Source organism: Rhodopirellula bahusiensis (genome assembly GCF_002727185.1).
Classification (GTDB): domain Bacteria; phylum Planctomycetota; class Planctomycetia; order Pirellulales; family Pirellulaceae; genus Rhodopirellula; species Rhodopirellula bahusiensis.
This window is the reverse complement of the sequence record NZ_NIZW01000002.1, coordinates 338455-351373: the sequence shown is the minus strand read 5'-3', so window position 1 is coordinate 351373 and position 12919 is coordinate 338455. Positions and strand designations below refer to the sequence as shown.

Below are 12919 nucleotides of genomic sequence, written 5' to 3'. Positions count from 1 at the left end.
GTCCACTACCCTAAGAATAAGTCGTGACAGACCACGAGGGATCACTCGACCTGTTCCGCATTGGCGGACTTGATCGCCCGAGCCAACTTCTCGCGAGAATTTTTGGTCATCAACATCTCCGTGGGCCGCTTAATCGAGGTCAGCATCAGCATGTCTGCGTCTTCGATGTAGTGAAGCTGATTTTGATAGTGCTCGCCAGTTGGAAGAGCCCCCAGCTCGCGTTCGCTGGCGAGGTCCCAGAATCGAACCACGCCTTCATCCCCGGTGGTGGCGACCGTTCGACCACGGTCTAAAAAAATGCAATCACCAATCGGCCTGGAATGCCCTCGTAGAACTGCGGTCGTCTCGTTCTCAGGGAAGCTTCGGATCTCGACCAATCGGTCGTCAAAGACGATCGCGATTTGCTTCGCGGTTGAATCAAAGCTCACGTGCGAATATCGCACCGCCGTTGACGCAGTGGCCTCAAAAATTGAAACGCTCGAATCTTCATAGATGCTAAGCATACTCGACGAACTCAGCATCAAGGCATCACGGTTTGGAATGTCGTACAAGAAAGCGAAGTTGTCACTTGGAAGTTCATGGGTTTCGATCAGCTCGAAGTTTTCCACGTCATAGACCAACAGAAGCTTCGGCAGCAGCACGCACAATTTGCCATCCACAAACTTTGCGTCGTTGATTGGTTCGCCTCGATGCGGGGGCACGATTTTGGCGAGGAGTTTTTTCGCTTGCAAGTCACGCACCTCCACCTCGACTTCGGATGTCACAACAAGCATTGAAGCATCGGCGTTGCTCGCAAGTCTGGTCCCCCATTCCTTCAGCTCGCTCTCGATTGGCTGCATCTGATGCAGGTCACGTCTGGGGTCGTAGTGCCAGACCGTGTTGTCGCTGAGTTTGACAAAGACATCAAACGGGTTGTCGTCGGGAGAATAGATATTGGTGACGTGTGCGGACGGGAACGTGCGTCCCCGCGGGTTGGGACGAACGGGCAATTTGTCCTTGAGGTCCCAAAGCCGAACCGAGCCGTCTTCGCCTGCTGTGACTATCCGGGCGGAATCGGCTGGATCTGGCAACGCCTGAAGGCTGCTGACTTGGCCTTTGGACGCTTGAAACACCAAAGGAGCCTGCAAAAACCCGTCCTCTGCACGGTTCGTCAGCGTCCATGCATACACAGTTCCATCGTCCGTGCCATTGAACAAGTCCTCTCCATTGGCAGCAATTCCAACGCAGCGTACGGGCGTGTCCATCGCAAATGCTTTCGCAAAGTATTCAGTATTCGTGGAATCAGCAATCTTGAAGTCCTTCGCTCCGTACGAGAACATTCGGAAGATGCCATCGCCCAAATCAACTGTTGAAAAGTGTGTGGTTTCGTCATTGACCGGTGCTTCAATCTCTTTCCCAGAGTCGAGATCCAGGAGACTCAATCGTCGCTTTGAGTCCACTTCTTTCACATAGGCAATGAGGTGACCATCACCCGCGAATTGCACTGACTCGTTCCGTGAGCCACCGTAAAATGTCTTGACGACTCTTCCTTCTCGATCGTGGACTTGGACGTTGCGGTAGCGGCCCGCCGTCGCAAACATCTCTCCGTCGGAAGAGAACGCAGCGGACTCAACGTTATGCCAGTGGCCCAGCAGTTCCAAAGTCTCTTTCCCGGTGGCAATTTCGCGGACGGTGATGCCATTGAATCCGACGTCACCATTGAGACCTGTCAGGAAATGCTGGTTGTCAGGGCTGATCGCGATCGCATCGAGTCGTCCGGGGAGCTTGTACTGATGCGTTCGCTGCTTCGTCGCCAAGTCAATGACGTGAACCTCGCCGTCGTGACTGACCGAAATGGCGATCTTCCCGTCATTTGAAATCGCCACTTCTGTTGCCGGGCCATTGTGTTGCGTGAGCAAGACCGAAGGAGGCGGCGTGACCAAGTAATCCAGGCATCGATACGCGAACCGTTGCGGCGTCGCTTCCTCCGATTCGAGTCGATGCTTATCGAGCAATTGCTTGGTCGTCCGGAGATTGTTTCCTTTGTAAGCCTGGAACGCCAGCGACATGTCGGACACGTACAACTGTTTGCTCAGCTGAGCTTCACGTGATTCAAGTTCCAGGTTGGTTTTGATCAGCTCATCGTTGCTCTCGGCAAGCTGTGCATTGACTCGCGTCAGCTGATCCGAGTGCATCGCCTGCATTCCCAAAACCGCCATGATCGTAGTGATAACTCCGATCAACGACGCGAGCGCCACCATCGGGTTGCGTCGTCGCCAACGCGCCAATTTCTCCGTCCAGCCTGGCATTTTGGCTCGAACAGGTTGACCAGCGGCAAACCGCCGAAGGTCGTCCGAGAACGCGGCAGCCGTCGGATAACGAGCCTCGGGGGATCGCGACATCGCCGTGCAAATGATGGCTTCGAGTGCCGGTGGCAGCTCCGCCCGGAGGCTTCGAGGCGTGGCAACACTCCCGTTCGCGATGTTGACCAGGATCTGTTCCCGATTGCCACTGAAGGGACGTTGCAACGTGGCCCATTCGTAGAGCGTCGCACCCAAGCTGTATACATCCGAACGTCGTGTGACGTCGGTCTGCGAGCCAAGCGTTTGCTCGGGACTCATGTACGCCGGAGTTCCCAGCACGTCGCCGGTCATTGTCAGCGCGGTGCGGTCATCTTCCGTGAACGCGAGGCCGAAATCAGCCAACCAGATTTTCTCGTCTTGATCGAAAATTAAGTTGGCGGGTTTGATGTCGCGGTGGATGACTCGTTCGTCGTGAGCGACCTGCAACGCATCGGCGATGTTCGCGATCGAAGTGGCGATAAACTCAAACGAATCAGGATGATCCTCGTGCAGTGGATCGCCCGCACTCGCCGCTGTCGTATCCTGGCTGTTCCCGATCGATAACGATGCGGTCTGACCACAACCTTGAGGGACCGCAATTCGCTCGGCCAAGGTTTGGCCGTCGATGTACCGCATCACCAGGTACTGCATCCCCTGTTCGACTCCGGCGTCAAGCAGCGGAACGATGTGGTCGTGCTGCAAGTCCTGAATCACATTTGATTCACGTTCGAAGCGACGACGCATCCGTGGCTTCTTGGACGCCTGATGCTGCAGCAACTTCAGCGCGACACGTTGCCCCGACGTCGTGTCCTCGGCCAAATACACCTCGCCCATCCCACCGGCACCCAGCGTCCGGATGACTTGGTACTTGCCAATGTGCTGCGGAGGCAGGTTCATTTCACCGACTTCCGTCGCGACCGCATCCTTAGGATTGTCAGATTGGAGATCCACTTCGTGTTGAACCGTCTTTGTCGAGATCGCGAGGAGTGTTGAAAAGCGTTGACGAGCACAGACCGTGCTATTTCGTCTCGTCGGCTGTCGATGCCATCAGTGCGTTGGAACTATCACGCGATTCGGAAGCCAACCAATCAGCACCGCGATCGGTCACCCAAAGCTCCATTGGCCCCGCCGCAGAAGTTGCCATCAACATGTCGGCTTCTTCAAAGTAGTGCAGGTAGTTGTCCTGGCTTTTTCCGGTCGCAAGCGATCCAAATTCGCGTTCGCTTTCGATGTCCCAAAACCGAACGATTCCTTCTTCGCTCGTGGTCGCGACCGTCATGTCGTCGTCCATGAACAAACAATCGCTCGGTTGCTTGAGATGCCCTCGCAATACGGCAACGGTTTCGCCTTCTGGGAACGTTCGAACTTCGACGAGACGGTTCTTCCGGATGATTGCCATCTGGTCTCCGCGAGAATCAAAAACGACACGTTTGAAATACTCCGCAGCGGACCCAGCCTTCTCGTAGAAACTGGCTGACATTCCTTCCACTTTGCACAGCGCTCGCTCGGTGACGACCATCAAAGCGTCTTCGAACGGAATCCGCGTCATGTAAACCGCATTGTCAATCGGAAGCTGGATAATACCGGCTAAGGAGTAGTCCGGCAATTCGTAGACCAGCACCTCTTCGGTATAGAGGACATACAATCGTTTCCCCAAGAAATGAAGGCCGCGACATTGCTTCTCCGAGTAATGCTCGGGAATATTCTTGATGAGTTTTTTCGATTCAACATCGTAAAGATTCAGCTCGGTCCCAGACGACACCGCAACGACCGAGGCATCCTTCGTCGCCGCGATATAGTCACTGATTTTTGTGCCGTGGAGAGCGATCACAGATAACTCACAGTGGCTCTCTTTTGGATTGTAGTGAGCCACCACGCCGCCATTGAGCCTAAGAAAAACATCGGACGATCCATAGTGTGCCGACGCGATCTGTTTCGTGGGAGTGCTCGGATAAGCTGCCTTCGGGTGAGCCGGACGAATTGGCATCTTCTCTTGCGTGTCCCACAAAGTGACATTGCCATCTTCAGAAGACGTCACAAAGCAAGGTGTTTCGGTATCTTCCGGTAAAACCTCGATGTCATAGATCCGACCATTCGCGGCCGGCACCAAGAGCGGACGAAACAATTGGTTGTAGAAGTCCCGGTCTTTCAAACGCCAAATGTAGACAGACCCTTCGTCGGTTCCCGAGTAGACCAGTTCTCCGTCATCGCTGATTGCCACACATCGGAACGTCGCATCAAACAGATCCATCTGAACAAACGGCTGTGGTTGATCGAAATCACAGACGGAAAGAGAACCGTATCCCTGTGCAACGGTTCGGAACTGGCCCGATTCAGGATCCGGTTTCGACATCGCAAATTGAGCCGCCATCACATCGATCGGGAGAGTGACTTCTTCTTTGGAATCCAAATCTCGAACTCTTATTTCGCGATCTGGTTTCGAATCGTTGACATAGACCAAACGATGGCCGTCACCGATGAAATCCAATGACTCGTTCCGCGTTCCCGCATCGAGAGATTCAATTAAATTGCCTTCAACATCGTGAATCTGGATCTGTCGATAGCGGTCCGCTGTCGCGATCAACTTTCCATCTGGCGATATCGCGGTCGACTCAATCGAGTGCCAGTGGCCGAGCAAACCCAGAACCTCTTCGCCATTGTCGACGCGATGCAGCTTGATCGGGCTGAACCCAATGGAATCATTCAGGCCGGTCAAAAAAAACTGATTATCGGGACTGAGCGAGACGGAATTGAGACGCCCAAGCAACTGGTACTGAGCAAGCAATTCGCGTGACTCGAGGTCCACCACATGCACCTCGCCTCCCTCCGAAACCGAAACGACAAGCTTGCCATCTTCGGATACAGCCAGTCCGGTGGCAGGAGAACTGTGCTGGGTCAGCACGGTCGAAGACGGCGGCTCCGCGAGATAGTCCAGCAACTCGAATGCAAATCTTCGAGCACCATAGGGATTGGTTTGAGATCCATGCTTGTCCAGCAACTGCTTCGTCGTGTAGAGGTTGTTCCCTGCGTAGGCTTTGAAGGCGAGTGACATATCAGAGATAAAAAGCTGATTGCTCAGTTGCGCTTCGCGAGCTTCTAACTGCAGGTTCGAGACGATCAGATCGTCATTGCTCTTTTCCAACTGCTCGTTGATGCGAACCAATTGCCCCGAGTAGATCGCTTGCATTGCCAAGACGGCAACAACGGTCGTGACCACACCGAGGAACGATGCCAAGGCGACCAACGGATTTTGCTGGCTCCACCGGAACAAGCGTTCCGGCCAGCCCGGCATTTTCGCGTGGACTGGCTTGCCAGCAGCGAACCGGCGAAGGTCCTCCGCAAACGCGGCGGCGGTTGGGTAGCGACCATCGGGCGACCGTGACATCGCCTTGCAGATAACGGCTTCGAGGGCGAGCGGTAGATCGTTGCGAAGACTGCGAGGCGTTGCCAGACTTCCGTTTGCAACGTTCACCAGAACCTGTTCACGATTGCCGCTGAACGGACGATGAAGCGTCGCCCATTCGTACAGCGTCGCTCCCAAACTGTAGACGTCCGATCGACGCGTCACTTCGGAGTGAGACCCGATCGTCTGTTCGGGGCTCATGTAGGCGGGTGTTCCAACCAAGTCACCCGTCATCGTCAGGGCGGTTTTGTCATCTTCCAAGAACGCCAATCCAAAGTCAGTCAGCCACAACTTCCCATTGCGGTCGAGCATCAAGTTGGACGGTTTGATGTCGCGGTGAATGATCTTGTTCGAGTGGGCAAAGTGCAACGCGTCAGCGATGTCCGCGATCGCCTTGGCGATGAATTCAAACGAGTTCGCACTGTCATCGGTCGCCGCGAGAGCTTGTGACATGATCGCGGTGTCGGTTTGCGAGTCGACTCCCGAACGCTCAGCGGTATCGATCCCTCGTTGCTCAAGGATCAGATCTGCAAGCGTTTGCCCGTCGACCAAACGCATCGTCAAGAATGGCAGACCCGCGTCCTCGCCGGTATCCAACAACGGCACGATGTGGTCGTGCTTCAACGCTTGGATCAACTCCGCCTCACGTTGGAATCGCCGGCGAAAACGAGGCTGGTCGGCGACGTGGTGCCGCAGCACTTTGAGGGCGACGGTTTGTTGCGTCTCGGTATGCTTTGCCAGATAAACTTCGCCCATCCCGCCCGTGCCAAGCGTGCGGACGATCTGGTAGTCGCCAATGTGTTTGGCAACGATCTCGCCGGAAGTCGAAGTGCGAACTTCAGTTGGATCTTCGGTGGGGCGTGGCACGAAATTGGGAGCCGAATGAAGATTCGAAAGAGGAGCAACGAAAATCGTATCAAACGTTGCCCTGCATCCTAGTCCGTGTCGCCGGCTTTCGGTGAGAAAGCTAGTTGCACGTCTATCATGTGCCCAATGTTAGTCACAATTCCCGCCAAAATGTGATCGCGATCCAACCTGTCTCACATACGATTCGAGGGCCAATTTTGGAAGCAAACCGGGCGGACGAAACGTTCCAAACTGGCGTGCCCAACCGATGTGCTGCTTCCGTCAAGGCTGGCGGGAAACGGGCCGCCGTGCTGAGTTGCCGAGCCGATTTCCATCCCCGTGGGCCAGCCATTGAGAATGATTCGGCCAGCAAAACGTTCCGAAACACTGCGCCATTCGCGAGCAAATTCATTATCGGACGTTTCTGTGTGCAGCGTGGTGGTCAACGATCCATGGAATTGCTCAGCGACGCGAAGCAATTCTGACTCGTGGCGGCATCGGACCAAAATAGAAACCGGGCCAAACGTTTCGCTGTGCAGCCAGCCGTCACGAATCGCGGTCTCGGCATCCATCCCGAACCAGTGGGCGCCGCGATGCCACGGGCCATCCGAATCGGCTGGTTCAGCCACAAACAGTGTTTCCACCTTTTCGGCTGAACGCAATCGTTCGATACCGCGATCGAACGCGTCGGCGACGGGACCACTCAGCAAGGGCAAGTTCGGCTGTTTGGCGAAGATGCCACGAGTCACTTCCACAAATTCGCTGGCATCATTTTCGTGAATCACCACCACACCCGGTTTGGTGCACATGTGGCCGTTTCCGAATCTCAGCGACGCGGCAAACCCTTCGGCGATGGACGCCGCTCGCGTCGCCATCGCGTCGCCGGTGAGAAAGACCGGGTTAGTGCTGCCCAATTCCGCGAAAATGGGAATTGGGTTTTCTCGCTCCAGGATTGCCTTGGCCAACGCCCGGCCGCCTTGGGGGCTGCCCGTGAATCCGACCGCCGAAACGGCTGGGTGCGACACCAAACGAACGGACGTCTCCGGCTTCCGTCCATGCAACAGTTCAAACGTGCCCGCCGGCATCCCCATTCGCTTCACCACATCCTTGACCGCATCCCCAAGCAACTCGCACGTGCCCGGGTGACTCGGGTGAGACTTCACAATGACTGGGTTGCCGGTGGCAATCGCTGATACGAAATCGTTGCCGACGACCGAGATCGCTAGCGGAAAATTGCAGGCTCCAAAAACAGCGACGGGTCCCACCGGCACAAACCGCCGCGACATGCTGGGTTTGGGAAACGGCTTGCGGTCCGGATCAGCGGGCTCGGTCGTCACGCGGTCCCAGGGTCGCTCGACCGCCAAACGGGCGAACAAATCCAGTTGCCCGGCCGCTCGATCAAATTCGCCTTCCACACGAGCGTTGACGTAGCCAGTTTCCAGCTCGCAACGAGACACGATGTCATTCCGGCGCGATCGAACCTCGGTCGCTACCGCAGAAAGAAACTCACCGAGCGTTTCAGGTGACATCTCACGAAGCTGGATCGCCGTATCAACCGCACGCTCACACGCAGCGTCGACCTGAGTTGACGTCGCTTCGGCAAATTCGCCTGGAAGAAATTCGCCGGTCGCGGCACAGGTGGCTTGGAAAGAATCCATGTTTACATTCGTTTCAAGAGGCTATCGTTTTCGCAGTACAAACACGGCGTCGGTCAGATCGTCATCCATCTCTCGCTGCTCTTCGATTTCGTAGTCGAAGTCATGCACACCGACAATCTCAAACACGTCGTTGACCGACTTCAGCAATTTGAAGGCCTGAGCCGGCGTGTAGAGCCGCAACGGAAACTCACTTCGGACTCGTTCGACCGTTCCGCTCTTTTGCGTGGCTTTGATCGAAACCCGAAGAGTTTCACGACGCTTTCGCCGTTGGAAATCAATCACTTTCAATGTCACGCTGATGTTGGTGCCCCCGTGAGAAGCCTTCCAACGTTCGGTGCAGTCAGGATCCGCGTCCAAAGGAATGCAGTGAAACCCGAGAACATAAATTCCACCCTCACGCAAAGATTTGGCAACGGAATGCAAATGGGCGATCGCCGAGGCTTCGTCCATCATGTGCCGGAACGTGTTGAACGTGCAAAACGCGGCATCAACAGCAGGCGAACAGACGTGTGTCGTCATGTCTCCGTTGATCAGCTCCGCAGACAATTTTCGACGTTGCAATCGGCGACGCAGATAGGCGAGCATTGCGTCGTTGTTGTCCAAACCGACGACGTCGTACCCGCGGGCTGCTGAGGCGGCCACCAAACGACCGCTGCCACATCCGGGTTCATAAACTCGCGAAACGGTTCCGGTCGCGTAACGCTGGTACGCCGCGTCAAGGAATGCCATTTCGGTTGCCGTTTCATCACGAAACACCATGTCGAAGTACTGAGGCCGATCGTACCAGTCGATCGTCGCGGTCGAGGCTGGTTTTCGTGCCTTCGACGCTCGAGTCTCCTTCACGGATTTCCTCTTCGGGGATTTCTTCGTCGGCGAACTCTGTGTCGCGGGGCTCTTTGTCACGGTGCGAATCGAGGGGGCATGAGTGGAATTCGTCAGAGATGGATGAATTTTGTTTCAGACCCTGCGGTCTGGGTGACGACTGTAACGATTAGACGGCTTGTCCGCATTCTCCCACTTGTTCCGCCTAGGAAACTTCGACCATGTCTTCGGTTGAACACTCTTTTCACGTGCCACCCTTCCCGCCCTTCCCCAGCGCGGATCGCTACGTCCCCGTTGGCTCGCAGGACGAGGCACTGCAGCGAATCCAACGAGCAATTGAAGCCTGGGAAGCGATTTCGCTGGTCATCGGACCTCCCGGTGTCGGCAAATCGATGCTGTGCCAGCTGTTGCTGAAACAATTCGCCGGTCGCCGCGAAGTCGTGGTGTTTGGCGACGCCATGCTGGACAACCCGCTGTTGTTCCAACGTCACTTGCTGACGCGTCTCAACCGAGTCCAAGGCATCCACTCGACGCCACTGGCGCCGAACGAAGATCCACAGTTCGCCTTGGTGGAACGACTCGCTCGCAGCACGTCGGAATTCCCCGGTCTGTTGTTGCTGGTCGATGAAGCCCAAGCCTTGACTCCCGAGGTCTTAGAAACCATTCGCATCATCACCAACACGATGAGCGAAGGCCAACCGCGTGTCAGTGCCGTTCTGATGGGCGGCCCCAAACTGGACGAGACACTCGCTCTGCCATCGCTCGAAGCACTCGTGCAACGCGTCGCAACCCGATGCTACCTGCACCCGCTCAACGGTGACGAAGCCCAAACCTACGTTCGCCGCGTGATTGAAGCCTGCGGCTCGAACCCAAGCGAAGCGATCACCAACGAAGCGATCCGTGCGATCCACCAAGCTTGCAGCGGCACGCCTCGTTTGATCAACCAAATGATGACCGCCGCAATCGATTGTGCCGCGTCGCTGAACCAAAGCATCATCGACAACAAGATCGTCGATCGTGCCTGGGCAACGCTGCAACAATTGCCCAGCCCGATGATGGACGAACCAACCATCGCGGAACCAAGCTCGGAAGCATCCAACGTCGAATTCGGCTCGCTCGATGATTCGATGTGGAACGAATCCAGCTCGGACAACCAACCAGCGACGGCCTCGTTCGAATTCGAAGATGCCAATGGCCAAGACGACGCTGATCTCGGACGACGTTGGAACGATCAACCGTTGCCAGCAGAAGCCGAAACTCCCGCGACCGCGGAAGTCACCCAGTGCGAAACCCAAGCTTGCAGCACTTCCGAGTGCAGCGATCAAGCGTGCCAAACCACTGGCCAGTGCCAAAACGAAAAGGCAGAGTCCGAACAACAAGAAGTCGCAGTGGTTGACTCGTCCGAACAAATGATCGACGAGCAACTCGTTTGCGAAGAAGCAACCGCACAGTGCGAAGCTTCCGGCAGCGACATCGAATTCGGTTCGCTGAGCATCGACTGCCAAACCTACGAAGGCGACTACGAAATGGTCTCCGACGTCATCGGATCCGCTCTCGCATCGGACTTGCCCGAAGCGGCTGACACGGATGAAGTGGTTGAAACACCCGTCGCCGCGACGCCGACTGCTGACCAATTGTTCGGCGAGTTCGATGACGAAGAAGAAATCAAGCCGACCGCGGACTCGCTGGCCGCTTCAGCCGATTCCGTCGCGGACAACGATGAAGTGGCGTCCGATTTGGAAACCTCGCTGCACGAAGAAATTCTCAGCATGCGTGGTGCGGCCAATTCACCGCTGGCGTTGGTCAGCGACGAAGCAAACTGCTCGGACGAGATCTGCGAAGAAGACGACATGGGTGCGATGCAGAACCAGTCCGCCATGGCAGCCTCGGCTCCCGTGTTGTGGATGGAAGAAGATGGGGAAGACATCGCCGTCAACCAAGACGACCGCGACATGCTGGTCATCGAAGACGACGTGCAAGTCGAAACCGCCGCGTTGCATCACGAATCAGCGGACTTGTCCGCTGGTCGTCCCGTCGCGGTCGACTTCCAAGCCATGTTGGCCAAGATGCGTTCGCCGCAATCTTGATCGTTCGCGAAGGTCGCCAGATCTTCGCACTAGACATTTCAGCGGCTCGGAAATCCCGAGCCGTTTTGTTCGAGCTTGAATCGTTTCTCGGGCTTTGAATCCCAACGTGGTCGATGTTCACACCGGATCAAACTTTGCGAACGCTGCTGCATCGAACCGTGGAACAAGCCGTTCGATACGGCAAGACGTTGGTCTTGGTCACGCCGGATGAACTACGCCTGCAACCAGCGTTCTTCGTGGCGTTGGGACACGCTTGGCGAGAAGCCAACGCGACGCATCAATCCGAAAGCGGCGACTCCATTGCATCGCCGCGGTTGCGTGTGGATTGGTGTGCCCCCAGCAAGGGCTTTGGCTGGAGCACGTTGCAAAACAAGTGGCACGCTCGACGCTGTGAGCGGACTCTTGAGCGAGAAAGCCTAACCGACTGCGTCTATCTCTCTCAGTGCCTGCTGATCGGCAAAGCGTCCCAGCACCCTTCAACGATTGTACTGGGCATCACCTCGGAAGCCACGGAGCTTCCTGAGTGGACAACCGCCGTCCCGATGCAACGCTGACTGAATCAGATACGAATCGGTCGATGGGCGTACCAGCCATTTGGCCCGCCACGCCATCGTTGGTGTCTTCACCGGTTCCGGCTATCATTCGCGAGCAAACCTTTCTCTGCCTCGCAAATCGACCGAATCGTTCATGCCCACCCAGTGCCTCATCAGTTTCGGATCGAATCTGGGTGACCGCCGGGTTGTCATTGCCGAAGCGGCACGGCGGGTCGCGGAGTCTGGTGTCGTCGCCGCGCCTTGCACCGAGCTCTCCGGCGAATCCCCCAAGGATTCCGTTCCACGACTGCGAACCAGTCGCTTGTTCGAAACCCCTCCCATCGGAGGACCAGGCGGACAATCACCGTTCCTGAACGCCGTCGCAGCATTCGCGACGGAAGCTTCCGCGGCTGAAGTGCTGGACGTTCTTCAGCATCTGGAGATCGACTTGGGCCGCAAACGTTTGGTTCGTTGGGGTGCCCGAGTGATTGACCTCGACGTCGTTCTACATGGGCGACTGGCCGGGCCATCGGTCGCAGCCGGACGACGTGGATTGATTGGCGGACGAGGCCCCGCGGGCTCCGCCAAAGCCCTGGTGGTCCCGCACCCTCGCTACACCGCCCGACGATTTGTCCTGGAACCCGCTTGCGATGTCGCGGCCGACTTCTGTGATCCTCGCTTCGGTTGGACGATCCAAGACCTTCGCGATCACATCGCGGCCGACGTCCCATCCATCGCGTTGGTCGGCGGTGACGCGAAACTTCGGCAAGTCATTTGCCAACGACTGTCATCGGAACACGGAATCTCCGTGATCGATCCCGATCAACCGGATGCTGCGAAGGGGTTGGAACAATGGATCGCCGCTGAACCGCCCTCGGCCCTGAGAGATTCAAAGACATTTCGCGAAGAGATATCACCTTCTTCGCAGTGCCTGCCAAGGTTGCTCGCCCGAATCCAGCACACAACCGCAGAAGATCGCTGGCCAGCACCGCATCAAATTTGGCCGGCTGGATGGAAGTGGCCCGAATACCGATTAGAAGTCGACGACTTGGACTGGGCCATCGGCGAACTCGCCTCCGCGATCGACTCGATGCGATGCGAAATCCACCCCATCACGGAAGACGGCCACTGGTGGTGAAGCCAGAGTAGAACAATTGCCCCCAATTGTTCCGTCTCACAGCGTTCCATTGTCGAACCGCACCCCACTTCGAGCTTCATCCGCGATCGCATCACGCTACCCAGCAACTCC

7 protein-coding genes are annotated in these 12919 nt (G+C 56.4%); 3 read left to right on the top strand and 4 right to left on the bottom strand.

What is annotated here, in order from left to right:
* Positions 1 to 41: 41 nt before the first annotated feature.
* From CEE69_RS04040 to CEE69_RS04025, 4 genes are all read right to left on the bottom strand, one after another.
* Positions 42 to 3272 (bottom strand): serine/threonine-protein kinase, encoded by a 3231-nt coding sequence (locus CEE69_RS04040; RefSeq protein ID WP_099259448.1) that lies wholly within the window; start codon positions 3270 to 3272, stop codon positions 42 to 44.
* A 67-nt stretch (positions 3273 to 3339) separates the two neighbouring features.
* Positions 3340 to 6591, bottom strand: a complete 3252-nt coding sequence (locus CEE69_RS04035) for a protein kinase domain-containing protein (RefSeq protein WP_099259447.1) — start codon at positions 6589 to 6591, stop codon at positions 3340 to 3342.
* A gap of 173 nt (positions 6592 to 6764) precedes the next feature.
* On the bottom strand, positions 6765 to 8228 hold the full coding sequence (locus CEE69_RS04030; protein WP_099259446.1) for an aldehyde dehydrogenase (NADP(+)): 1464 nt from the start codon (positions 8226 to 8228) through the stop codon (positions 6765 to 6767).
* A gap of 21 nt (positions 8229 to 8249) precedes the next feature.
* The gene (locus tag CEE69_RS04025) at positions 8250 to 9071 is read right to left on the bottom strand and encodes a class I SAM-dependent methyltransferase (RefSeq protein WP_233214620.1); all 822 of its coding nucleotides are present in this window, start codon (positions 9069 to 9071) and stop codon (positions 8250 to 8252) included.
* Between the two features lie 200 nt (positions 9072 to 9271).
* On the opposite strand from CEE69_RS04025, the gene CEE69_RS04020 reads away from it, so the two are divergent.
* From CEE69_RS04020 to folK, 3 genes are all read left to right on the top strand, one after another.
* A complete protein-coding gene (locus CEE69_RS04020) occupies positions 9272 to 11137 on the top strand; it encodes an ExeA family protein (RefSeq protein ID WP_099259444.1) in 1866 nt (621 codons plus the stop codon).
* Positions 11138 to 11250: 113 nt separating this feature from the next.
* A complete protein-coding gene (locus CEE69_RS04015; RefSeq protein ID WP_099259443.1) occupies positions 11251 to 11691 on the top strand; it encodes a hypothetical protein in 441 nt (146 codons plus the stop codon).
* Positions 11692 to 11731: 40 nt separating this feature from the next.
* Positions 11732 to 12808 carry a 2-amino-4-hydroxy-6-hydroxymethyldihydropteridine diphosphokinase gene (gene folK / locus CEE69_RS04010; RefSeq protein ID WP_099259442.1) on the top strand — a complete coding sequence of 359 codons (1077 nt, stop codon included), beginning with the start codon at positions 11732 to 11734 and terminating at the stop codon, positions 12806 to 12808.
* Positions 12809 to 12919 lie beyond the last annotated feature (111 nt).